This window comes from Micromonospora sp. U21, from assembly GCF_018070045.1.
GTDB lineage: Bacteria > Actinomycetota > Actinomycetes > Mycobacteriales > Micromonosporaceae > Micromonospora.
Genome location: NZ_JAGPYK010000001.1, coordinates 394,979 through 417,454 on the forward strand (window position 1 = coordinate 394,979; position 22,476 = coordinate 417,454).

The 22,476-nt window shown below is 72.8% G+C and carries 20 protein-coding genes; 13 read left to right on the forward strand and 7 right to left on the reverse strand.

Annotation, left to right across the window (positions count from 1 at the left end; translation table 11 throughout):
• Positions 1-144 precede the first annotated feature (144 nt).
• From KBX63_RS01920 to KBX63_RS01945, 6 genes are all read left to right on the forward strand, one after another.
• Positions 145-1,074, forward strand: a complete 930-nt coding sequence (locus KBX63_RS01920) for a bifunctional riboflavin kinase/FAD synthetase (RefSeq protein WP_210907197.1) — start codon at positions 145-147, stop codon at positions 1,072-1,074.
• 199 nt (positions 1,075-1,273) lie between these two features.
• The gene (rpsO, locus tag KBX63_RS01925) at positions 1,274-1,543 is read left to right on the forward strand and encodes a 30S ribosomal protein S15 (protein WP_074317913.1); all 270 of its coding nucleotides are present in this window, start codon (positions 1,274-1,276) and stop codon (positions 1,541-1,543) included.
• Between the two features lie 226 nt (positions 1,544-1,769).
• On the forward strand, positions 1,770-4,160 hold the full coding sequence (locus KBX63_RS01930) for a polyribonucleotide nucleotidyltransferase (RefSeq protein ID WP_210907204.1): 2,391 nt from the start codon (positions 1,770-1,772) through the stop codon (positions 4,158-4,160).
• 47 nt (positions 4,161-4,207) lie between these two features.
• The gene (locus KBX63_RS01935) at positions 4,208-5,605 is read left to right on the forward strand and encodes a pitrilysin family protein (protein WP_210907206.1); all 1,398 of its coding nucleotides are present in this window, start codon (positions 4,208-4,210) and stop codon (positions 5,603-5,605) included.
• Positions 5,606-5,722: 117 nt separating this feature from the next.
• Positions 5,723-6,496: a 4-hydroxy-tetrahydrodipicolinate reductase gene (gene dapB / locus KBX63_RS01940; RefSeq protein WP_210907208.1), complete on the forward strand. Its 774-nt coding sequence runs from the start codon at positions 5,723-5,725 to the stop codon at positions 6,494-6,496.
• Positions 6,497-6,567: 71 nt separating this feature from the next.
• Positions 6,568-7,044, forward strand: coding sequence for a GNAT family N-acetyltransferase (locus tag KBX63_RS01945; protein WP_210907210.1), 477 nt, complete (start codon positions 6,568-6,570; stop codon positions 7,042-7,044).
• 74 nt (positions 7,045-7,118) lie between these two features.
• Here KBX63_RS01945 and KBX63_RS01950 read toward each other — a convergent pair whose 3' ends face one another.
• The 4 genes from KBX63_RS01950 to KBX63_RS01965 form a co-directional block, all read right to left on the reverse strand.
• A complete protein-coding gene (locus KBX63_RS01950; protein ID WP_210907212.1) occupies positions 7,119-7,322 on the reverse strand; it encodes a hypothetical protein in 204 nt (67 codons plus the stop codon).
• A gap of 295 nt (positions 7,323-7,617) precedes the next feature.
• Entirely contained in the window at positions 7,618-7,998 is a 381-nt protein-coding gene (locus KBX63_RS01955) for a VOC family protein (protein ID WP_210907214.1), read from the reverse strand.
• Positions 7,999-8,074: 76 nt separating this feature from the next.
• The gene (locus KBX63_RS01960; RefSeq protein ID WP_374102176.1) at positions 8,075-9,028 is read right to left on the reverse strand and encodes a sigma-70 family RNA polymerase sigma factor; all 954 of its coding nucleotides are present in this window, start codon (positions 9,026-9,028) and stop codon (positions 8,075-8,077) included.
• A gap of 113 nt (positions 9,029-9,141) precedes the next feature.
• Positions 9,142-9,738, reverse strand: coding sequence for a GNAT family N-acetyltransferase (locus KBX63_RS01965; RefSeq protein WP_074317935.1), 597 nt, complete (start codon positions 9,736-9,738; stop codon positions 9,142-9,144).
• 35 nt (positions 9,739-9,773) lie between these two features.
• On the opposite strand from KBX63_RS01965, the gene KBX63_RS01970 reads away from it, so the two are divergent.
• Positions 9,774-11,012: a glycosyltransferase 87 family protein gene (locus KBX63_RS01970; protein WP_210907217.1), complete on the forward strand. Its 1,239-nt coding sequence runs from the start codon at positions 9,774-9,776 to the stop codon at positions 11,010-11,012.
• Here KBX63_RS01970 and KBX63_RS01975 read toward each other — a convergent pair.
• Positions 10,947-11,498 (reverse strand): GNAT family N-acetyltransferase, encoded by a 552-nt coding sequence (locus KBX63_RS01975; protein ID WP_210907219.1) that lies wholly within the window; start codon positions 11,496-11,498, stop codon positions 10,947-10,949. The two genes, KBX63_RS01970 and KBX63_RS01975, sit on opposite strands and share 66 nt — an antisense overlap.
• 80 nt (positions 11,499-11,578) lie before the next feature.
• Here KBX63_RS01975 and KBX63_RS01980 point away from each other — a divergent pair, with 80 nt between their 5' ends.
• The 5 genes from KBX63_RS01980 to KBX63_RS02000 all read left to right on the forward strand — a co-directional run bounded on the left by KBX63_RS01980 (position 11,579) and on the right by KBX63_RS02000 (position 17,628).
• A complete protein-coding gene (locus KBX63_RS01980; protein ID WP_210907221.1) occupies positions 11,579-12,808 on the forward strand; it encodes a winged helix-turn-helix domain-containing protein in 1,230 nt (409 codons plus the stop codon).
• A 4-nt stretch (positions 12,809-12,812) separates the two neighbouring features.
• On the forward strand, positions 12,813-13,454 hold the full coding sequence (locus tag KBX63_RS01985) for a DUF2752 domain-containing protein (protein ID WP_307871578.1): 642 nt from the start codon (positions 12,813-12,815) through the stop codon (positions 13,452-13,454).
• 718 nt (positions 13,455-14,172) lie between these two features.
• Positions 14,173-14,913 carry an FAD-dependent thymidylate synthase gene (gene thyX, locus KBX63_RS01990; protein WP_210907642.1) on the forward strand — a complete coding sequence of 247 codons (741 nt, stop codon included), beginning with the start codon at positions 14,173-14,175 and terminating at the stop codon, positions 14,911-14,913.
• Between the two features lie 47 nt (positions 14,914-14,960).
• The gene (gene dapA / locus KBX63_RS01995; RefSeq protein WP_210907223.1) at positions 14,961-15,887 is read left to right on the forward strand and encodes a 4-hydroxy-tetrahydrodipicolinate synthase; all 927 of its coding nucleotides are present in this window, start codon (positions 14,961-14,963) and stop codon (positions 15,885-15,887) included.
• A gap of 52 nt (positions 15,888-15,939) precedes the next feature.
• The gene (locus KBX63_RS02000) at positions 15,940-17,628 is read left to right on the forward strand and encodes a ribonuclease J (protein ID WP_307871579.1); all 1,689 of its coding nucleotides are present in this window, start codon (positions 15,940-15,942) and stop codon (positions 17,626-17,628) included.
• Between the two features lie 60 nt (positions 17,629-17,688).
• On the opposite strand, the gene KBX63_RS02005 is transcribed toward KBX63_RS02000, so the two are convergent.
• Both KBX63_RS02005 and KBX63_RS02010 read right to left on the reverse strand, forming a co-directional pair.
• Entirely contained in the window at positions 17,689-19,383 is a 1,695-nt protein-coding gene (locus tag KBX63_RS02005; protein WP_210907224.1) for a YbjN domain-containing protein, read from the reverse strand.
• Positions 19,380-19,859 carry a YbjN domain-containing protein gene (locus KBX63_RS02010; RefSeq protein ID WP_210907226.1) on the reverse strand — a complete coding sequence of 160 codons (480 nt, stop codon included), beginning with the start codon at positions 19,857-19,859 and terminating at the stop codon, positions 19,380-19,382. Before KBX63_RS02010 ends, KBX63_RS02005 begins: the two co-directional genes overlap by 4 nt.
• A 113-nt stretch (positions 19,860-19,972) precedes the next feature.
• On the opposite strand from KBX63_RS02010, the gene KBX63_RS02015 reads away from it, so the two are divergent.
• Positions 19,973-22,429: a DNA translocase FtsK gene (locus KBX63_RS02015; RefSeq protein ID WP_210907234.1), complete on the forward strand. Its 2,457-nt coding sequence runs from the start codon at positions 19,973-19,975 to the stop codon at positions 22,427-22,429.
• Positions 22,430-22,476 lie beyond the last annotated feature (47 nt).

Below are 22,476 nucleotides of genomic sequence, written 5' to 3' on the forward strand. Positions count from 1 at the left end.
GGCGGGCGCTGGTGCGCCGGCCCGCGCCCGGCGGCGCGGATCCGCCGGCGAGCGTTAATGCGGATCCGACGGCAAGCGTTAACAAGGGGCCCTTCCTATGCACGAGGCGTTAAGAAGGGGCCCCTCCTTACGGAGAGGAGCGGCATGCAGCGGTGGCGGGGGTACGACGCGGCGCCCGGCGGGTGGGGGCGTTCGGTCGTCACCATCGGCGTCTTCGACGGCGTGCACAAGGGGCACCAGGCGACCATCCGGCACGCCGTGGCCCGGGCCCGGGAGTTGGGCGTGCAGTCGGTCGTGGTCACCTTCGACCCGCACCCGGCCGAGGTGGTCCGCCCCGGCTCGCATCCGGCGGTGCTCACCGAGCCGGCCCGCAAGGCTGAGCTGATCGAGGCGCTCGGCGTGGACGTGCTCTGCGTGGTGCCGTTCACGCCGGAGTTCTCCCGGCTGCCCGCCGAGCAGTTCGTGCACGACATCCTGGTCGAGCACCTGCACGCGGCGCTGGTGGTGGTCGGCAGCAACTTCCGCTTCGGGCACCGGGCGGCCGGCGACGTGGCGCTGCTGGAGCGGCTGGGCCGCACCTTCGGCTTCGGCGTGGAGGGTGGCCCACTGGTCGCCGAGGACGGCACCGTCTTCTCCTCGACGTACATCCGCTCCTGCGTCGACGCGGGCGACGTGGGCGCGGCGGCGGCGGCGCTGGGCCGTCCGCACCGGCTGGAGGGCGTGGTGGTCCGCGGTGACCAGCGTGGGCGGGAGCTGGGCTTCCCCACCGCCAACCTGCTGTGCCACCGGTACGCGGCGGTGCCCGCCGACGGGGTGTACGCGGCCCGGCTGGTCCGCCGCGGGCAGCGCGAGCCGCTGATGGCGGCGGTGTCGGTGGGCACCAACCCGACCTTCTCCGGCCGGGAGCGGCGGGTGGAGGCGTACGCGCTGGACTTCGACGGCGACCTCTACGGCGAGCGGCTGGCCCTGGATTTCGTGGCGCACCTGCGGGGGCAGATCCGGTACGACTCGATCGAGCCGTTGATCGCCCAGATGGAACAGGACGTCGAGCGCACCCGGCGCGCTCTGGGCTGATCGTTCCGAGCGACGCGGCTCTCGCCGAGGCCCTTGACCGGGTGCTACCGCTGAGTGCTGGTAGTCTGGCGGAAACGTCGGGTGACCGGCGTGGGGCCTCGCGTGCCTGCTCGACGCCGCGGGTGCGAGGTGCCGGTCCGTCCCCGGTCCATCGGGACGACGGACACCTACTTGATCAACCCACTGAAACAGGGAGAACATGGCGCTCGACCAGGAAGCCAAGGCCACGATCCGCGCGGAGTACGCGACCGCCGAGGGCGACACCGGTTCGCCGGAGGTTCAGGTCGCGGTCCTCACCAAGCGGATCGCTGAGCTGACCGAGCACCTGAAGGTGCACAAGCACGACCACCACAGCCGCCGTGGGCTGCTGCTGCTGGTCGGCCGGCGCCGTCGGCTGCTCAACTACGTCCAGAAGAAGGACATTGCCCGCTACCGGTCGCTCATCGAGCGGCTCGGCCTGCGCCGGTGACGTGACGGGGGAGTGGCCGACCGGCCGCTCCCCCGATCGGCGTCCCACCTGAAGAACACGGGCCGCGCGACCACCCGACAGGGAGCCGGTCAGCGTACCGGTCTCCGGTAGTGGCCCCCGGGAATCCCGGCATCATGCCGGCCACCCGGGCGCTTCGATCGAAGACCGGCCGGCTGAGCAGTTCCCCGTGTCGTGGGGCCCACGACGCGAAGGAGCACTACAGCACATGACCGAGACCAACCTCGGCACCGAATCCCGCACCGCCGTGATCGACAACGGGTCCTTCGGCACCCGTGAGATCACCTTCTCCACCGGTCGGCTGGCTCGCCAGGCCGCCGGTTCCGTCGTCGCCCAGCTGGGTGAGACGGTCGTTCTCTCCGCCACCACCGCCGGCAAGCACCCGAAGGAGCAGTTCGACTTCTTCCCGCTGACCGTCGACGTCGAGGAGCGGATGTACGCCGTGGGCCGGATCCCCGGCTCGTTCTTCCGCCGTGAGGGCCGGCCCAGCGAGGACGCCATCCTCACCTGCCGGCTGATCGACCGGCCGCTGCGCCCGTCGTTCGTCAAGGGCCTGCGCAACGAGGTCCAGGTCGTCGAGACCGTCCTCGCGCTCGACCCGCAGCACCCGTACGACGTGGTGGCCATCAACGCCGCCTCGATGTCGACCAAGCTCTCCGGCCTGCCGTTCTCCGGCCCGATCGGGGCGACCCGGGTCGCGCACATCGACGGCCAGTGGGTCGCCTTCCCGACCCTGGAGGAGCTGGGCCGCGCCACCTTCGACATGGTCGTGGCCGGCCGCACCCTGCCGGACGGCGACGTCGCCATCATGATGGTCGAGGCCGAGGCCACGCCGAACGCCGTCGCCCTGATCTCGGCCGGTGCGACCGCACCGACCGAGGAGATCGTGGCCAGCGGCCTGGAGGCCGCGAAGCCGGCGATCCGTGAGCTGTGCCGCGCGCAGAGCGAGCTGGCCGAGGTCGCCGCCAAGCCGGTCACCGAGTTCCCCGTCTTCCTGGACTACCAGGACGACGTGTACGACGCGGTCGCCGGGGTGGCCCGCACCGAGGTGGCCGAGGCGATCACCATCGCCGGCAAGGCCGACCGCGAGGAGGCCCTGGACCGGGTCAAGGCCCGGGTCGCCGAGGAGTTGGGTGGTCGGTTCGAGGGTCGGGAGAAGGAGCTCAGCGCCGCCTTCCGCTCGCTGACCAAGTCCGAGGTGCGCAACCGCGTACTGCGTGAGCAGGTCCGCATGGACGGCCGCGGCCCGCGGGACATCCGCCCGCTGACCGCCGAGGTCGGCGTGCTGCCCCGGGTGCACGGTTCGGCGCTGTTCGAGCGGGGCGAGACCCAGATCCTGGGCGTCACCACGCTCAACATGCTCCGTATGGAGCAGATGGTGGACACCCTGTCCCCGGAGAACCGCAAGCGCTACATGCACAACTACAACTTCCCGCCGTACTCGACCGGTGAGACCGGCCGGGTCGGCTCGCCGAAGCGGCGCGAGATCGGCCACGGCGCGCTCGCCGAGCGGGCGCTGATCCCGGTGCTGCCGTCGCGCGAGGAGTTCCCGTACGCCATCCGGCAGGTCTCCGAGGCGCTCGGCTCCAACGGCTCCACCTCGATGGGTTCGGTCTGCGCCTCGACGCTGGGCCTGCTCAGCGCCGGTGTGCCGCTGAAGGCGCCGGTGGCGGGCATCGCGATGGGCCTCATCTCCGACGAGGTGGACGGCAAGACCCAGTACGTGACGCTGACCGACATCCTCGGTGCCGAGGACGCCTTCGGCGACATGGACTTCAAGGTTGCCGGCACGCCGGACTTCGTGACGGCGCTCCAGCTCGACACCAAGCTCGACGGCATCCCGTCGGACGTGCTGGCCGCCGCGCTGCAGCAGGCGAACGAGGCCCGGCAGGTCATCCTCGGGGTGATGCGGGCGGCGATCGAGGCTCCGGCCGAGATGTCGGACTACGCCCCGCGGGTCACCACCGTCAAGATCCCGGTCGACAAGATCGGCATGGTGATCGGTCCGAAGGGGCAGACCATCAACGCGATCCAGGACGAGACCGGCGCCGAGATCTCCATCGAGGACGACGGCACGATCTACGTCGGTGCGACCAACGGCCCGTCGGCCCAGGCGGCGGTGGACCGGATCAACGGGATCGCCAACCCGACCCTGCCCAAGGCGGGGGAGCGGTTCCTCGGCACGGTGGTCAAGACCGCCGCGTTCGGCGCGTTCGTCTCGCTGCTGCCGGGCCGCGACGGCCTGCTGCACATCTCCAAGGTGGGCGACGGCAAGCGGGTCGAGCGGGTTGAGGACTTCCTCAACGTCGGCGACCGGGTCGAGGTCGAGATCGCGGACATCGACGCCCGCGGCAAGATCTACCTGGACAAGGTCCGCCCGGAGGGCGCCGAGGCGCCGGCCGCCGGCGAGGCCGCCGGTGGCGACCGTCCGGCCAGCCGCGACCGGGGCGACCGGGGTCCGCGTGACCGGGGCGACCGCGAGCGTGGCGGCGACCGGGGTGGCCGTGGCCCTGAGCGCGGAGACCGTGGCGAGGGTGGCGGCGGCGGCGAGGGTGGCGAGGGCGGCGAGCGTCCGCGTCGCCGGACCCGGCACAGCTGATCACCGCAAACCGCATCACCCACCCCTCGTCGATCTGGGAGCAGTACGTGAGTCGGGCCTTCAGTGCGCCGTTTCCGCCGGATCGACGGGGGGTGGCCGCGTCCCGGGACACCGGGGCGGGCCGCTCCGGCGGCACCGCCCGGGCGGTGACCCGGACGCTCAGCGACGACCCGTTGGGCGGCACGGTACGTCGTACCGTGCTGCCCAGCGGCCTGCGCGTGCTCACCGAGGCGATCCCGGCGATGCGCAGCGTCTCCTTCGGCATCTGGGTGGCGGTGGGCTCGCGGGACGAGACCGGCCCACAGGCCGGTGCCGCGCACTTCCTGGAGCACCTGCTCTTCAAGGGCACTCACAAGCGCACCGCCCTGGAGATCTCCTCGCAGATCGAGGCGGTGGGTGGCGAGACCAACGCCTTCACCACGAAGGAATACACCTGCTACTACGCCCGCGTGCTGGACGAGGACCTGCCGCTGGCGATCGACGTGATGTGCGACCTGGTCGCCGACTCGCTGCTCGAGCCGGCCGACGTGGAGACCGAGCGCGGCGTGATCCTCGAAGAGATCGCCATGCACGACGACGAGCCCGGCGACGAGGTGCACGACCTCTTCGCCCGCGCCGTCTACGGTGACCACCCGCTGGGCCGACTGATCTCCGGCACCGAGGAGACCGTCACGCCGATGACCCGGCGGCAGATTCAGAGCTTCTACCGGCGCCGTTACACCGCGCCGCAGATCGTCATCGCCGCCGCCGGCAACCTCGACCACGCCGCGGTGGTCAAGCTGGTCCGCCAGGCGGTGCGCGGCACCCCGCTGGACAGCGACCCGGCGACCCCGGCGCCGCACCGCGAGGCCACCCCGGCGGTACGCACCCGGCGCGCCACCACCGTGGTGGAGCCGAAGGAGACCGAGCAGGCGCACGTGATCCTCGGCTGCCCCGGCATCGACCGCATCGACGAGCGGCGCTTCGCCCTCGGGGTGCTCAACAACGTGCTCGGCGGCGGCATGTCCAGCCGGCTGTTCCAGGAGATCCGCGAGCAGCGCGGTCTGGCGTACTCGGTCTACTCCTACGCCAGCCAGTACGCCGACAGCGGCCTGTTCGCCGTCTACGCCGGCTGCGCGCCGGGCAAGGTGGACGAGGTGCTGGCCCTGACCCGCGCCGAGCTGGCCCGGGTGGCCGCCGACGGGCTGACCGAGGCCGAGGTGGCCCGCGGCAAGGGGATGAGCAAGGGCTCGTTCGTGCTCGGCCTGGAGGACACCGGTTCCCGGATGAGCCGGCTGGCCAAGGGGGAGCTGCTCTACGGCGACCTGATGCCGGTGGACGAGCTGCTCCGTCGGGTCGACGAGGTCACCGTGGCGGACGTGAACGCCCTGGCCGCGGAGCTGCTCGGCCGGCCGATGTCGCTGGCCGTGGTCGGCCCGTTCGGCGCCACCGACTTCGTCGACTGAGGGCTGCCGCCCTCGGCTGGGCAGGTGGGCCCTTCGCAGGCCGGGCGGCGTCCCGGGCAGTGGTGCGGACCCGGTCCGGCCGGGGGCCCGCGTCCCGATTGGGATAGGTTGTGCCCCGTGACTGACGAGCAGGAGAGAACCTCTGCCGAGCCGGTGCGGGTCGGTGTCCTGGGTGCCCGGGGCCGGATGGGCATCGAGGTGTGCAAGGCGGTCGACGCCGCCGGCGACCTTGAGCTCGTGGCGATGGTCGACCAGGGTGACGGCCTCTTCGCCGCCTCCGACGCCGGTGCCGAGGTGGTCGTCGACTTCACCACACCGGACGTCGTCATGGACAACCTGCACTGGTGCATCGACCAGGGCATCAACGCGGTTGTCGGCACCACGGGCTTCACCGAGCAGCGGCTGGAGCGGGTGCGCGGCTGGCTGGCCCGCAAGCCGGGGGTGGGCGTGGTGATCGCGCCGAACTTCGGCATCGGCGCGGTGCTGATGATGCAGTTCGCCGCGCGGGCCGCCCGGCACTTCGAGTCCGTCGAGATCATCGAGCAGCACCACCCGCGCAAGCTGGACGCCCCGAGCGGCACGGCCACGCACACCGCCCGGCAGATCGCCCGGGCCCGCGCCGAGGCCGGCCTCGGCCCGGTCCCGGACGCCACCAAGGACGAGGTGCCGGGCGCGCGGGGCGCCGACATCGACGGGGTACGCGTACACGCAGTACGCGCCACCGGGCTCGTCGCCCACCAGGAGGTGCTCTTCGGCACCACCGGAGAGACGCTGACCATCCGGCACGACTCGTACGACCGGGCGTCGTTCATGCCGGGTGTGCTGCTGGCCGTACGCGCGGTGCGCACCCGCCCCGGTCTCACCGTCGGCCTGGACGCCCTGCTCGACTGACCGCACCGGGGGTGTAGCCGGTGGGCGGAAACCTGGTCGCGGGTGGGTCGGGCCGGTCCTAAACTGCCGCCATGATCGATGGTGGACAGCTGGACCGGGCCGGACGTCGGGTCAGCCTGCGCCCGGTGGACGACGACAACTGGCGCGCGGTGGCCGACGTCGCCCCGCGTGACGACCAGCGCCGTTTCGTCGCCGCGCTGGGCGCCCGCTATTTGCTGCTCAGCATCCACTCCGAGGTCTGGACCTCGCTCGCGGTGTACGCCGACGAGACCGTCGTCGGCCACGTCATGTGGGGCGTGGACGACGACGGCTCGCACTGGATCGGCGGGATGCTGATCGACGCCGCCGAGCAGAACCGGGGCGTAGGTCGAGCAACGGTGCGGACCCTGGCCGCCTGGCTGGCGGCCAGGGACGGCAACCCGCCGGTCCGCCTCTCGTACCACCCCGACAACACCCATGCCGCAGCCCTCTACGAAGCCCTGGGCTTCCGCCCGACAGGCGCCATGGACGACGACGAACTCATCACCGAACGAATCCCCACCCCCTAACCCCACCGCCCCACCCTCGTTGATCATGAAGTCATTGCCACGACACGCCGCGGCGGGTGGCAACAACTTCATGATCAACGAGGGTGGGCAGGGGGCTCCGCTGCCTCGTGCGCGCACCCCTGTGCCTCGGCCAGCACGATCGGCGCGGTGGCCAGCGAGCCGTCGTGGAACCGGACGGCGTCGCCGGAGTCCTTCCAGCCCTGGTTGGACAGCCCGTGCCCGGTGGTGTCGACGTACTCGACCAGCCCGTTGCCGTCCGCGAAACCGGCGCTGATCACCCTGACCATCCTGTCGTTCCACGGCTCCTGGAACGAGTTTCCGCACAGCCTCGTGTCGGTGCAGGACCCGGACCTGTTCACCCTGCCGCGTGGACTGGCCGACCTCGTTAGCGGCTCGCTCGGCAGAGGGCACCCAAGTATCCGCTCAAGCTGGGCGCGGCGTTGCTGGCCACCATCCCCGTCGCGATCATCTGCGTGGTGTTCCAGCGGTACCTCGTCCGGGATGCCAACGACGGCTCGGACAAGGGTTGACCGATCGGGAGGGCGGCTCCGACGGGCGGAGCCGCCCCACCGGTCAGCTCTGCTGGAGGACGGACATGATGTTGCCGGCCGGGTCGGTGAACCAGGCGATCGCCGGCCCCTGCCCGCGCATGACCCCCTTCTCGTCCTGCGGCATGCCGTCGTAGCGGGCGAAGTCGACCCCCCGCGCGATCAGCTCGTCGACCGCCCGGTCGATGTCGTCGACCGGGAAGTTGAGCACCGTGTAGGTCGCCGGGGTGTGGTCATCCTTCGGATAGACCAGGACGGGCCGATCCCCGGCGATGTGCAGGGTCAGCAACCCGCCCATCGCGTCGTCCCGGGTGACCCGCAGGCCGAGCGTCTCGCCGTAGAACCGTTCGGCGCGCCTGGTGTCGTCCACCGAGAACCCGCTGAACGCCTTGGTGTCTGTGAACACGGTGATCTCCTCGTTGTCTGCGTACGAGGGGTGGACGATGTCGCCGGCCGGAAGTCATCGCCCGACCGGCCCATGGTCAGGGATCGAGGCGGGCGGGCAGGCCGAAGCGCGCGAAGAGCCCCGGGTCGAGGTAGTGGGTGAGACGGGCGATCCGGCCGTCGACGACCTCCGGCAGCTGGATCGAGAACGGTCGGTGCCCGCCCGCCGGGTCGGGCCGGTACTGGGCCAGGGCCGGGCCGCCGTTGGCCGCCACCTGGATGAGCCGGGAACCGCGGCAGCCGGCCCCCGGCCCGGCCAGCCAGCGGCCGATGTCGCCGGCGCCGCGTAGCCACATCGGGTACGGCGGCATGCTCTGGACGGCGTCGGCGCGCAGCAGGCCGACCAGGGCGTCGATGTCGTAGCGCTCGAAGACCTGCACGTAGCGGTCGAGCAGGTCGCGGTACTCCCGATCCAGCGGCCGGCCCGGAGCGTCACCGACCCGGTCGGCCAGCGTGGCCCGGGCTCGTTGCAGCGCGCTGTTGACCGCGGGCACGGTGGTGTCGAGCAGGCCGGCGACCTCCTCGGACCGCCAACGCAGCACGTCCCGCAGGATCAGCACCGCGCGCTGCCGGGCCGGCAGGTGCTGGAGCGCGGCGACGAACGCCAACCGGACCGACTCCCGAACCACCGTCAGCTCGGCCGGATCGGCCGCCGTCGGCAGCACCGCCGCGTCCGGAGCGGGCTCCACCCAACCGGTCTCGGGATCGCCCACCGCCGTCGCCACCGGCGACGAGGGATCGCCGAGGTCCATGGGCAGGGCCCGCCGTCGGCGACCGCGCAGCAGGTCCAGGCAGACGTTGGTGGCGATCCGGTAGAGCCAGGTGCGCGGGCTGGACCGGCCTTCGAAGCCGTCTCGGCCGCGCCAGGCCCGCAGCAGCGTCTCCTGCACCGCGTCCTCGGCGTCGTACAGCGAGCCGAGCATCCGGTAGCAGTAGCCGGTCAGCTCGACCCGGAACTCCTCCAACCGGCCGTCCGCGGTCGGCGCCGTCACCGGCGCGGTCGCTGCGCTCATGGGCCGACGGTAGGCGATCCGTCTGACATCGGCATCCGCGACGGCCCGGACGCGCCGGGCGACCCGGCCCGGAACTCCGGCCGGATCGCGCGTCAGTCGCCGGGCTGGTCGTCGGCCGGCACCTTCTCGGCCGGGACGCCCACGTGCAGGCGCACCTGGGGCACCAGCATGTCGTCGACGTCCAGCGCGCGGGCCGCGCCGTCGGGCTCCCAGCCGGTGCTGGTGAGGAACTTGCGGGTCGCCTCGTCACCCTCGAACGCCCAGGCCACCGCCCGGCTGAGCCCATCCTCCCGCCAGAGGTCGACGGTGGCGGCGAGCAGGCGGCTGCCGTGCCCACGCCGACCCCAGCGCGGCTCGACCAGCAGGTCGGTCACCGCGGCCACGTCCGGGCCGAGCGCCTCGGCCGGCTCGCCCGGGGCCAGCGCCTCGGCGTCGGCCGGGCCGGAGGCGGCGAACCCCACCAGATACGATTGCTCGGCCTGTTCGACGGCGACCAGCACCCGGTGCGCGCCCGAGGGCGGCTCCTGCACCGCGGCGCTCCACCGCCGGGCGAGGAACGCCTCGTCCAGGTTGTCGAGCACGTGCCGAGGCAGGATCCGGCGGTACGCGACCCTCCAGGTCGCGAGCTGGATGCGTGCGATCTCGCCGGCGTCCTCGGGACGCGCCGGGCGGACGTACCCGAGAGCCATGGGACGGAAGCCTACGCAGGGCCAGGGAGGCGACGGTGGCGCAGGGTGCCAACAGGACGGCCGCGCAGGTCGTCGGGGTGGTGGTGCTCGCCGCGGCGGTCACCGCGTTCCTCGCCGTCGCGGCCGTCCGGCACGGGTTCTTCGACCTGAAGGTCTACTACGGCGCGTTGACGTGGTGGGTGCACGACGGCGGCGAGATCTACGACTACCTCAAGCCCGGCACCCAGTACGGCTTCACCTATCCGCCCTTCGCCGCGCTGGTCATGCTGCCGATGGTGTACCTGCCGTGGTCGGCCGCGATCGTGGTGAGCGTGCTGGCCAGCGTGGTCACCACCACGGTGCTGATCTGGTGGCTGGTCGACCCGATCGCCCGCCCGGCCGGCTGGACCCGGTGGTTCGCCCTCGCCGTGGCGCTCTGCCTGGCCGCCGCGTTCGAGCCGATGCGGGAGACGGTCAACTTCGGCCAGGTCAACACGCTGCTGCTCTTCCTGGTCGCGGTGGACCTACTGCGGCTGCTGCCCTCCGGTAACCGGTGGGCCGGGGTGGGCATCGGGTTGGCGACCGCGATCAAGCTGACCCCGGGCATCTTCATCGTCTACCTGCTGGTCACGGGGCGATGGCGGGCGGCGCTCACCGCCAGCGGCACCGCCGCCGCGGTGTCCCTGCTGGCCGGCGCGCTCTTCCCGGACGCCTCCCGGGAGTTCTGGACCGAGGCGCTGTGGAACACCGGTCGGGTGGGCGAGCTGGCGTTCGTCTCCAACCAGTCGCTGCGCGGGGTGGCGGCCCGGCTCGACCCGGAGCATCCGAGCACCCTGCTCTGGCTGCTGCTGGTGCTCGGCACCCTGACGCTCTGGGCCTGGCGGTCCCGGGCAGCCGTCGCGACGGGCGACGAGGCGACCGGCCTGGCGCTGACCGGAGCGGTGATGTGTCTGGTCAGCCCGGTCACCTGGGTGCACCACCTGGTCTGGCTGCTGCCCGCGCTGATCCTGCTGGTCGACAACGCGATGGCCGCGCCGGCCGGTAACCGGCGGCGGGCCCTGCTGGCCGCGGCGACCGTCGGGTACGCGCTGCTGATCAGCCGGACCGTCTGGTTCTGGGAGAAGGACTTCACCGGCGTCGACGGCTTCCTGGGGAGCAACGCCTACGTCTGGATCAGCCTGGCGCTGCTGGCTTTCCTGCCGATCCGCCGGTGGCTCGCGCCGGGCGGGTCAGTCGTCGAGGAGCCCGGCGTACCGCAGCTCGACCAGGCCGACGGGCGGGCTCCCACCGGCTAGCGGCACCTGGTAGGTCGACCGTTCACCGTCCGGTTTCAACCCGAACCGCTCACAGAACCGGCGGGCCCGCCGGTTCTCCGCCAGCACCCACAGCCGGTAGTCGGTCCATCCCCGCTCGAGAAGCCCGGCCCGGGCGGCGGCCAGCAACGCGGCGGCGGTGCCGTCGCCCCAGCACTCCGGCTCCACGTAGAGCCCCAGCACCTCGCCGACCGTCAGGTCCAGGTCGTCGCGGTCCTGGTTGCGGCGGTACGGCCCGAAGGTCGTGAAGCCGACCACCAGCCCGTCCACCTCGCCGAGCAGGGTGGTGAACGGGTGCTCAGGGTCGGCGGTGCCGATGTCGCGGCGGCGTTGCGCCCAGGCCAGCACGTTGAGTCGTCCGAGCACCTCGTCCGGCATGAAGCCGGCGTAGCCCGCCTGCCAGCCGTGCACGTGCACCCGGGCGACCGCCTCGGCGTCGTCCGGCTCCTCCCGGCGGATGGTCAGCATTGCACCGTTCTATGCCCCGGTGACCGTCGGAGTCCAGCTTCCCGCACCGGCGTCGTACCGATGATTTAAGGTCGCCGACGATGGCCGCACCGGAATCACTCTCGCTCGCCCAGGCCCGGCGGGTGGCGCTCGCCGCCCAGGGCTTCGCCGACCCGGCGCCGACCGGGATGCCCACCCGTCGGCATCTGCGCCGGGTGCTCGACCGGGTCGGGTTGATCCAGATGGATTCGGTCAACGTGCTGCAACGCGCGCACTACCTGCCGCTCTACAGCCGGCTCGGGCCCTATCCGACCACGCTGCTCGACCAGGCCGCCTACCGCCGCCCTCGGGAGCTGTTCGAGTACTGGGGCCACGAGGCGTCGCTGGTCCCGGTCGGGCTGCACCCGATGCTGCGCTGGCGGATGGCCCGGGCGCACAGCGAGTCCTGGGGTGGCATGCGACGGATCGCCCAGGAGCAGCCGGAGCTGGTCGCCTGGGTGCGCGACGAGGTGGCCGCCCGTGGTCCGCTGACCGCCGCCGAGATCGAGCACGACGCGCCCCGGGAGACCGGCAACTGGGGGTGGAACTGGTCGGCCGTGAAGCGCGCACTTGAATACCTGTTCTGGGCCGGCGAGGTGGCAGCCGCGGAGCGGAGCACCTCCTTCGCCCGCCGCTACGACCTGCCCGAGCGGGTGCTGCCCGCCGCTGTGCTGGCCGCGCCGACCCCGACCGACGCCGAGGCGTACCGCACCCTGGTGGCCCTCGCCGCGCGGTCGCTCGGGGTGGCCGCGGAGCCGGAGCTGCGTGACTACTTCCGGCTGCCGCTGGCCGGCGCCCGCCAGGCCGTCGCGGAGCTGGCCGAGGCGGGTGAGCTGCTGCCGGTCACCGTGCCGGGCTGGCGGCAGCCGGCCTGGCTGCACGCGAGCGCCCGGCTGCCGCGCTGGGTGCGGGGCAACACGCTGGTCAGCCCGTTCGACCCGCTGGTCTGGGAGCGTGGGCGCACCGAACGGCTCTTCGACTTCACCTACCGGATCGAGATCTACGTGCCGGCGCCGCAGCGGGTGTACGGCTACTACGTGCTGCCCTTCCTTCAGGGTGACCGGTTCACCGCGCGGGTCGACCTGAAGGCCGACCGCAGGGCCGGGGCGCTGCTGGTGCCGGCCGCCTGGATCGAGCCCGGCGCCGACCCGGGGGAGACCGCGGTGGCGCTCGCCGCCGAGCTGTACCGGCTGGCCGGCTGGCTCGGGCTGGACGCGGTGGCGCCGCCCGCGGCCGGCGACCTGGCCGGTCCGCTCACCGCCGCGTTGGCCGGCGTGTCCGGTGTACCGTGAGCGCGTGACGAGCGCTCCCGGACCGGTCGACCAGCCGCAGCCCACGCCCGGTGCGGTCGACCCGTGGCCGGATGCCCAGCCGGTCGCGTCGACCCCGACGGTCACCGCCGACCCGGCGGCTGGTGCTCCGGCCGGTGCCGCCGGCGCCGGCCCGGCCGGCTGGCCGACGAGCCCGCCGGGCGGCTACCCGGCCCCCGAGCCGGACCGGCTCACCCGTTTCGTGCTGCGGCTCTACGAGCGCTCGCCGCGCTGGGCGGTGCCGCTGGCCGCGGTCGGCTGCGTCGCCGCCGGCATGAGCTACGCGCTGCTCAGCAACCCGACCCACGCCGACCCGGACGCCGCGCCGACCTGCCTGCTCAAGCTGACGACGGGGCTGGACTGCCCGGGCTGCGGCGGCACCCGCGCACTCTGGTACGTGCTGCACGGCGATCTGCCGGCCGCCGCCCGGCACCACTTCCTGTTCGTCTTCGCGTTGCCGTTCCTGGCGTACCTCTTCGTGGCCTGGGCGGGCAACCAGGCGTTCGGCTGGCGGCTGCCCGAGCTGAGGATCAGCTCCAAGGTCATCGGCGGCTTCCTGGCGGCGTGGCTCGCCTTCTCGGTGCTGCGCAACCTGCCCTGGGCGCCGTTCACCTCGCTCTACGTCTGAGCGTCCCGCCCGAACGCGGCGGGCGTCGGTCGGCGGGCGCAGCGCGGTCGGCGGGCCGGATACCGCCGTGGGCCGGATACCGCGGTGGGCCGGATACCGCGGTGGGCCGGATACCGCCGTGGGCCGGATACCGCCGCGGGTCGGGCCGCCGCGGGTCGGGCCGCCGCGGGTCGGGCCGCCGCGGGCCGGCGGGCCTGCGCTGTACGGGCCCTTTGGAGCTGAATCGTCTACGACATCACCCGCTTCGTCCGGCCGTCCGACGGCAGGGAACCCGTGCCGGCGACCCTCCCGACCTCTGACGGTCCCTGGCCTGGCTGTTCCGATGGTCCCTGGCCTGGGTGCTCCGACGGCTCCTGGCCTGGCTGCTCCGACGGTTCCGGCGCGACTGCTCTGACGGGTCCCCAATCGGACCGCGCACGGCGCCGGTCGGACCGCTTCGACGGTTCCGGCACGATCTCCCCGCTGGAAGGCGGCTGATGTCGCAGACGATTCAGCTCCAAAGGATGCGGCCAGTACCGTCCGCCGCGGCCTCGACGCCGACCAAGCCTGCGACCACTGCGACCACTGCGACCGCTGCTCATCCGCTCGCCCACCGCCGAGGGCCGATGCCTCAGACGAGATCACCGGCTCCTGGTTGTCCGGGTGATCGACATTGCACGGGGCGCGCCTGAGTTGGGCAGGGGGGTGCCGCGCCACTACAGTCCCAGGCATGCCGGAGATGGTGCAGCCCCAGGTCAAGTTGATCGCGTGGACCCAGTTCGCGGCCCCGGACGACGTGCCGTGGTCGACGGACGCGGAGGGTGGCCAGGCGCTCGCCGAGTTCGCAGGCCGGGCCTGCTACCAGTCGTGGAAGAAGCCGAACCCGGCGACCGCCACCAACGCCGGCTACCTCGCGCACATCCTCGAGGTCGGGCACCTCTCGGTGCTGGAGCACGGCTCGGTCACCTTCTACTTCACCGGGGTGTCCCGCTCCTTCACCCATGAGCTGATCCGGCACCGGCACTTCTCGTACTCGCAGCTCTCCCAGCGGTACGTCCCGGAGCGGGACGCGGCCATGGTCGAGCCGGCGGTGATCGCCGACGACCCGGAGCTGCACAAGCGCTTCGTGGAGGCCGCCGAGGCGAGCGTGCGCGCGTACAACGAGCTGCTGGAGGGGCTGGAGCAGCGTTTCTCCGACGAGCCGAACGCGACGCTGCGCCGCAAGCAGGCCCGGCAGGCCGCCCGCGCGGTGCTGCCCAACGCCACCGAGACCCGGATCGTGGTCACCGGCAACTACCGGGCGTGGCGGCACTTCATCGCGATGCGGGCCACTGAGCAGGCTGACGTCGAGATCCGTGAACTGGCCGTGGAGTGCCTGCGCCAGTTGCAGGAGGTCGCCCCGAACGTGTTCGCCGACTTCGTGATCTCCGCCCTGCCGGACGGCACCGAGGTGGCGGCCAGCTCGCACGAGGCGTCCTGAGGCCTTCCCCGGCAGGCCCCGGCTGGTCGTCCGCTAGGTTGGAGGGTATGACGCACGACCACCCTGACGCCGCCAACCGATCGGTGTCCCGCCCCTTCGGGCGGCTGCTCACGGCCATGGTGAGCCCGTTCACTCCCGACGGCTCGCTCGACCTCGACGGCGCCGCCCGTCTGGCGAGCCACCTGGTCGACGAGCAGGGCAACGACGCGCTGGTGGTCAACGGCACCACCGGTGAGTCGCCGACCACCACCGACGCGGAGAAGGAGCGCCTGATCCGGGCCGTGGCGGAGGCCGTCGGTGACCGCGCCAAGGTGGTCGCCGGCGTCGGCACCAACGACACCCGGCACACCATCGAGCTGGCCGCGGCCGCCGAGAAGGCGGGTGCGCACGGCCTGCTGGTGGTCACGCCGTACTACAACAAGCCGCCGCAGAGCGGGCTGCTGCGGCACTTCACGGCGGTGGCCGACGCGACCGGCCTGCCCGTGATGCTGTACGACATCCCGCACCGCGCCGGCGTGCCGATCGAGACCGAGACGCTGGTCCGGCTCGCCGAGCACGGCCGGATCGTCGCGGTGAAGGACGCCAAGGGTGACCTGACGGCCACCAGTTGGGTGACCAGTCGGACGGGCCTCGCCTTCTACAGCGGCGAGGACGCGCTCACCCTGCCGGCGCTGGCCGTCGGCAGTGTCGGCGTGGTCGGCACGTCCACGCACTTCACCGGGGCGCTGACCGCACAGATGATCGAGGCGTACGACGCGGGGGACATGCCGGCCGCGCTCGCCCTGCACCGGCGGCTGCTGCCGCTGTTCACCGGCATCTTCCGCACCCAGGGCACCATCCTGGTGAAGGCGGGCCTGGCGTCGCTGGGCCTGCCGGCCGGCCCGGTGCGACCCCCGCTGGTGGACGCCACCGACGACGAGATCGCCCAGCTGCGCGCGGACTTCGCGGCAGCGGGCCTGGAGCTTCCCGAATGATCGAACGACACGATGGGCGCCGAGTGACGGCGTCGCAGAATGAGGTGAACGCGTGACCGAGGCGCACATCGAGGCGGAAATGCCCCCGCCGCTGCCGGAAGGTGGCCTGCGGATCATCCCGCTCGGCGGGCTCGGCGCCATCGGTCGGAACATGACCGTCTTCGAATACGACGGCAAGTTGCTGATCGTCGACTGCGGGGTGCTCTTCCCCGACGTCGAGCAGCCGGGAGTGGACCTGATCCTGCCCGACTTCGGCCCGATCCTGGACCGGCTGGCCGACGTCCAGGCGATCGTGCTGACCCACGGCCATGAGGACCACATCGGCGCGGTGCCCTACCTGCTCGCCCACAAGCCGGACATCCCGCTGGTCGGCTCACAGTTCACCCTCGCCCTGGTCGAGGCGAAGCTGGCCGAGCGGCGGATCCAGCCGTACACGCTGACCGTGCGGGAGGGCGGCCGGGAACGGCTCGGCCCGTTCGAGTGCGAGTTCTTAGCGGTCAACCACTCGATCCCGGACGCCCTGGCCGTGGCCATCCGTACCCCGGCCGGTCTGGTGCTGCACACCGGCGACTTCAAGATGGACCAGCTCCCGCTGGACGGCCGGATCACCGACCTGGCCGGCTTCGCCCGGCTCGGCGCCGAAGGCGTCGACCTGCTGCTGTCCGACTCCACCAACGCGGAGATCCCCGGCTTCGTCACCCCGGAGCGGGAGATCGGGCCGGTGCTCGACTCGATCTTCGCGAAGGCCAAGGGCCGGATCATCGTGGCCTCGTTCGCCTCGCACGTGCACCGGGTGCAGCAGGTCTTCGACTCCGCCGCGGAGCACGGCCGCAAGGTGGCGCTGATCGGCCGGTCGATGGTCCGCAACATGGGCATCGCCCGGGACCTCGGCCTGCTCAACATCCCGGCCGGCCTGGTGATCGGGATCGAGGAGGCGACCACGCTTCCTCCGGACCAGATCGTGCTGATGTCCACCGGCTCGCAGGGCGAGCCGATGAGTGCGCTGGGCCGGATGGCCAGCGGCGATCACCGGCACATCACCATCGCCCCCGGTGACACCGTCGTGCTGGCCTCCTCGCTGGTGCCAGGCAACGAGACCTCGGTCTACCGGGTGATCAACCGGCTGGCCCGGGCCGGCGCGGTGGTCGTGCACAAGGACGTCGCCAAGGTGCACGTCTCCGGGCACGCCCCGGCCGGTGAGCTGCTCTACCTGCTCAACGTGGTCCGCCCCAGCAACCTGATGCCGGTGCACGGCGAGTGGCGTCACCTGCGCGCCCACGCCCGGTTGGGCATCGAGTCCGGGGTGGCCGCCGACCGGGTGGTGCTCTGCGAGGACGGTGACGTGGTCGACCTGGTCGAGGGCCGCGCCAGCCTGGTCGGGCACGTGAAGAGCCGGTACGTCTACGTCGACGGCCTCGCGGTCGGCGACGTCAGCGAGTCCCTGCTCACCGAGCGACGGATCCTCGGGGACGGCGGCTTCATCGCCACCACGGTGGTCGTCGACTCGGTCACCGGCAAGGTGGTCGCCGGCCCGACCCTGTCCGCGAAGGGCTTCTCCGAGGACCCGGAGGCGTTCAACCCGGTGATCCCGCTCGTCACCGAGGCGCTCAACCGGGCCGCCGCGGACGGCATCACCGACCCGCACCAGCTCCAGCAGATCGTCCGGCGGACCGTGGGGCGGTGGGTCAACGACGCGTACCGTCGTCGGCCGATGATCGTGCCCACCGTCGTCGAGGTCTGAACCCGCGCGTCGCGACGCCCGCCCGCACCCCGTGTGCCGGCGGGCGTCGCCATTTCCGGGTCAGGGCAACGCGGCGACCGCCTCGGCGTACGCGACGCCGGTGGCGATCGCGGCGTCCACCAGCACCAGCAGCTGCGCCGGGGCCACCCCGTGCGCCAGGTCGGTGGCCACGTCGCCGGCCAGCACCAGCTCCTCGCCGAGGTCGTGCGCGTACGCCTTGGGCAGCAGCCGGTCGTGGTTCCACGCGTTGCAGAAGGCGTACGCCTCGGCGCGCCGCGCCACCGGCAATCGGCGGACGGCCATCGCCCGGGTGTGCAGCACCTCGCCCCTCTCGCCCGCCCGACGGAACTGGATCACCGCGGCACCCCACCGGCCGACCACCGTGCCGCCCTCGTCCACCAGGTACCGGTCGCCGCGCCGGTCCAGCGCCGCGGTGATCATGTCGAGGGTCAGCGCCACCAGCTCACGCTCGCCCAGCCCGTCATCGGCCCGACTGTCCCCGGCCCGGTCGGTGTCGGGCTCGTCGAGGGGACGCACGGCCTCGGATTGCTCGACGGGCTCGTCGGCAGGCAGCGGGACCGGTGCCGCGAGTGGACGCTCGGCCAGCCAGGCAGCCATCCGACCGGAGTGGTGGCCGGTGCCGTTGCGGGCGTCGAAGCTGCCCGCCAGCTCGCTGGCGACCCCGACCAGCAGCGCGCCGAGGGTGGCCACGTCCGGCTCGGTGGCCGGCCGGTCACCGTACGCGGGGCGGCGCAGCGTCCGACCGCCCAGGCCGGCCTCCACGGCCAGCCCGCAGACCAGGGCCCCCGCGGCGGCGAACTCCATCGCGGCGAGGTCGTCGGTGGGCCGGTCCAGCCGGGGCAGCTGCTCGGCCAGGACGTCCAGCCCGCGTTCCAGATGCCCGCCCAGCGCGCAGAACCGCAGGTGCGCGGCGAGGTACGGGAACGCCGCGCGTTCGCGTCGGTGCCGCCGGTACGCCCGCACGTGCGCCGACGCGGCCCGCTCCGGCTCGCCGGCCCGCAGACCGGGCAGCAGCCCCGCGACCAGCGCCCGCTCGGGCTGGTCGGTGCAGTCCTCCGGCTCGCCGGCGCCCTCGCGCAACTCGGCGAGCGCGGCTCGCCACTCGCCCCAGCCGGCGAGCAGCTCCGCGCGCCGGGCCGGGGCGCAGCCCGGGCAACCGCCGGCCGGCCCGGGACGTGTCCCCGCCCACCGCTGGTACCAGTGGCGGGCGGTGGGCTCGTCGCCGAGGTGGTCGGCGATCCGGCAGCGCAGCTCCGCGACGGTCGGCGCGTCGGGCCCGTCCGCGCCGACCCGGTGGGCCAGGTCGTCGAGGAGGGACCGGGTCTGGTCCAGCCCGACCCGGGGGGTGCCGAGCAGCGCCTCCACCGCGTACCGCTGGTAGCGCAGCAGCGAAGCGGCTTCGGCGTCGGTGAGCAGCTCGGGCCGGTGGTCGGCGGCGGCCCGGCAGCGTCGTACCGGCTCGACCAGCCGCCACCGGTCCCCGTGCAGCAGGTACGCCTCGATCAGCGCGAAGCGGGCCTCCACCGCGGTCCGCGCGTCCCCGGCCGCGTCCGCCCGCTCGGCGAGCCGTTCCAGGGCCACCAGCCGGCCCGACCCGTCGGGCAGGTCCCGGGCGTCGGCGAGCGCGGTCACCAGCGCCGGAACGCGACGGACGGCGACCCGGTCAGCGGGCCCGGTGCCCGGCGCTCCGGGATCGTCGGTCCGGCTGCTCGTGGACTCCTCCCGGCCGGTCATGCCGGCACCGCGCCGGGCAACCGGCCGACCGCCACGGCGAGCTGGCAGCCGGCCGAGATGCCACAGTCGAGCAACTGGTCGAGCTGGTGCGGGGTCACCCCGCGCTCCAGATCGGTGATCACCTCGCCACAGACCCGAGCCCGGCCGCCGTCGTCGACGTGCACGAACGCCTTCGGCCAGAGCCGGTCGTGGTTCCACGAGTTGCAGAAGGCGTACAGCGCGGGCACCTGCTCGATGGGGAAGGTCGGCGCGACCAGGGTGCGGACCTGGAGCAGCTCGCCGTCCCCGCCGAGACGCAGGAACCAGATCAGGTTGTCGTCGAAGCGGCCTACCAGGTCGCCGTTGACGGCTCGACCGACCGGACTGCCGCGCGCGGCGAGGACCGCCGCGACCAGTTCGCCGGTCAGCGGACGCAACGCGTCAGGGTGCCCGGCCAGCGGATCGTCCGGACCGTCCTCGAATCCCGGCGACGCCATCGGGCATCCCTTCTGAGGCGGATATCACGGCCGGCGGCGCGGTCCGTGGTGCGACGCGCGGACACGACCCGGAAAAGCGGCGATCTGCCGGGTCCCGCCGTTACCGTGACTCTATGGCGGGCCGTACCTCTCAGGCGAGCCGGCGACGCGGCGCGTCGCCGCGCGGTGGCACCAACAGCCGTGCCCGTCAACCGGCGAAGAAGACCCGGGCGCCGGTTCGGCGCCGCACCGCGGCATCCCGGCCGGGGCCGGCCGTCTACGTGGGCCGCGCGATCGGTGCACTGTGGATGGGGCTGGCGCACGGGATGGGCTGGGCGGTGCGGGCCGCCGGCCGGCAGGCCGCCTCCGCCCGCGACCTCGACCCGGAGCACCGCCGCGACGGCGGCGGGCTGCTGCTGTTCGGCCTCGCCCTGCTCAGCGCCGTCGCGCTCTGGTTCTCCGGGGCGGGCCCGGTCGGCGCGCGGCTGGCCGACACCGTGCGGCTGTTCCTGGGCGCGATCTCGGTGATCGTGCCGGTGCTGCTGATGATCGGGGCCTGGCGGTTGATGCGCCAGCCGGCCGATCCGGCACACCGGGGTCGGGGGCTGATCGGCTGGGGCTCACTGCTCGTGTCGACCGCCGCGCTGCTCCAGATCGGCCAGGACCCGGTCGGCCCGGTGCAGCGTGACTTTGCCGGCGGCCTGGTCGGAGCCGGCGTCGGGGGCCTGCTGGAGCGCGCGGTCACCGCGTGGGTCGCGGTGCCGCTGCTGATCCTGCTGCTGCTCTTCGGCCTGCTCGTGGTCACCGCGACGCCGATCAACAAGATCCCTGAGCGGTTGGGCCTGCTCGCCGGTGGGCTGGTCGCCTCGCCGGACGCCACCGAGGAGGAGGTGGACGAGACGGCCCTTCGACCGGCGCGCAAGCGACCGGCGAAGCGGATGCCGCCGCCGGTGGACCCGGACGACTTCGACGACCTGGACGGCGCCGACCTCCAGGAGACGATGGTGCTGCCGCGCAAGGCACCGGCGAAGGTGCCGGCCAGCCGCAAGCCGGCCGAGCCGCCGGAGCACTCGCCCGCGCCGACCCGGGCCGAGCAGCTCGCGTTGACCGGCCTGGCCGGCGACTACACCCTGCCACCGGCCAACATGCTCAGCGCCGGCGCCGCCGCGAAGACCCGCAGCAAGGCCAACGACGAGGTCATCGCCGCGCTGACCGGGGTGTTCGACCAGTTCGACGTGGACGCCGCGGTCACCGGCTTCACCCGGGGCCCGACGGTCACCCGGTACGAGGTGGAGCTGGGCCACGGCGTCAAGGTCGAACGGATCACCCAGCTCTCCCGCAACATCGCGTACGCGGTCAAGTCGCCGGACGTGCGGATCCTCAGCCCGATCCCGGGCAAGAGCGCGGTCGGTGTGGAGATCCCGAACGCCGACCCGGAAAATGTGGCGCTCGGCGACGTGTTGCGCTCGCGGGCGGCGACCAGCGACCACCACCCGATGGTGGTGGCGCTCGGCAAGGACATCGAGGGCGGCTACGTGGTGGCCAACCTCGCGAAGATGCCGCACATCCTCATTGCGGGAGCCACGGGTGCCGGCAAATCGAGCTGCCTCAATACCTTGCTCGTCTCGATCCTGACCCGGGCCACGCCGGACGAGGTGCGGCTGCTGCTGATCGACCCGAAGCGGGTCGAGATGACCGGCTACGAGGGCATCCCGCACCTGGTCACGCCCATCGTGACCAATGCCAAGAAGGCGGCCGACTCGCTGGACTGGGTCGTCCGCGAGATGGACATGCGCTACGACGACCTCGCCGCCAACGGGGTCCGGCACATAGACGACTTCAACCGCAAGGTGCGCAACGGCGAGATCAAGGCCCCGCCGGGCAGCGAACGGGAGATGCGCCCGTACCCGTACCTGTTGGTGATCGTGGACGAGTTGGCCGACCTGATGATGGTCGCGCCGCGCGACGTGGAGGACTCCGTCGTCCGGATCACCCAGCTGGCCCGAGCGGCCGGCATCCACCTGGTGCTGGCCACCCAGCGGCCCTCGGTCGACGTGGTGACCGGTCTGATCAAGGCCAACGTGCCGTCCCGGCTCGCGTTCGCGACCTCGTCCCTCGCGGACTCGCGGGTCATCCTCGACCAGCCGGGCGCGGAGAAGCTGCTGGGCCGCGGTGACGGGCTCTTCCTGCCGATGGGCGCATCCAAGCCGGTACGGATCCAGGGCGCCTGGGTCACCGAGCGCGAGATCGCCGACGTGGTGAAGTTCTGCAAGGACCAGCGCGAGCCGGAGTTCCGCAAGGACGTGCTGGCCCCCGCGCAGGACACCAAGAAGAAGATCGACGAGGACATCGGCGACGACCTCGACCTGCTGACGCAGGCGGTGGAGCTGGTGGTCACCTCGCAGTTCGGCTCCACCTCGATGCTCCAGCGCAAGCTGCGCGTCGGCTTCGCCAAGGCGGGCCGGCTGATGGACCTGATGGAGACCCGCGGCGTGGTCGGGCCCTCGGAGGGTTCCAAGGCGCGGGACGTGCTGGTCAAACCGGACGAGCTGGAGGAGGTCCTCGCCGGCCTGCGCGGCGACGGGGAGTGACCGGCGAACGCGACGGGCCCGCCGGTGTCCGGCGGGCCCGTGGCTGA

What these genes read in the sequence shown, in the direction of transcription:
- KBX63_RS01980 (WP_210907221.1), top strand. Translation starts at nt 11,579, where the DNA reads ATGGCCGCACCGGAATCACTCTCGCTCGCCCAGGCCCGGCGGGTGGCG.
- KBX63_RS02010 (WP_210907226.1), bottom strand. Translation starts at nt 19,859, where the DNA reads ATGGCGTCGCCGGGATTCGAGGACGGTCCGGACGATCCGCTGGCCGGG.
- KBX63_RS02005 (WP_210907224.1), bottom strand. Translation starts at nt 19,383, where the DNA reads ATGACCGGCCGGGAGGAGTCCACGAGCAGCCGGACCGACGATCCCGGA.
- rpsO (WP_074317913.1), top strand. Translation starts at nt 1,274, where the DNA reads ATGGCGCTCGACCAGGAAGCCAAGGCCACGATCCGCGCGGAGTACGCG.
- KBX63_RS01930 (WP_210907204.1), top strand. Translation starts at nt 1,770, where the DNA reads ATGACCGAGACCAACCTCGGCACCGAATCCCGCACCGCCGTGATCGAC.
- KBX63_RS01965 (WP_074317935.1), bottom strand. Translation starts at nt 9,738, where the DNA reads ATGGCTCTCGGGTACGTCCGCCCGGCGCGTCCCGAGGACGCCGGCGAG.
- KBX63_RS02015 (WP_210907234.1), top strand. Translation starts at nt 19,973, where the DNA reads ATGGCGGGCCGTACCTCTCAGGCGAGCCGGCGACGCGGCGCGTCGCCG.
- KBX63_RS01920 (WP_210907197.1), top strand. Translation starts at nt 145, where the DNA reads ATGCAGCGGTGGCGGGGGTACGACGCGGCGCCCGGCGGGTGGGGGCGT.
- KBX63_RS01975 (WP_210907219.1), bottom strand. Translation starts at nt 11,498, where the DNA reads ATGCTGACCATCCGCCGGGAGGAGCCGGACGACGCCGAGGCGGTCGCC.
- thyX (WP_210907642.1), top strand. Translation starts at nt 14,173, where the DNA reads ATGGTGCAGCCCCAGGTCAAGTTGATCGCGTGGACCCAGTTCGCGGCC.
- KBX63_RS01945 (WP_210907210.1), top strand. Translation starts at nt 6,568, where the DNA reads ATGATCGATGGTGGACAGCTGGACCGGGCCGGACGTCGGGTCAGCCTG.
- dapA (WP_210907223.1), top strand. Translation starts at nt 14,961, where the DNA reads ATGACGCACGACCACCCTGACGCCGCCAACCGATCGGTGTCCCGCCCC.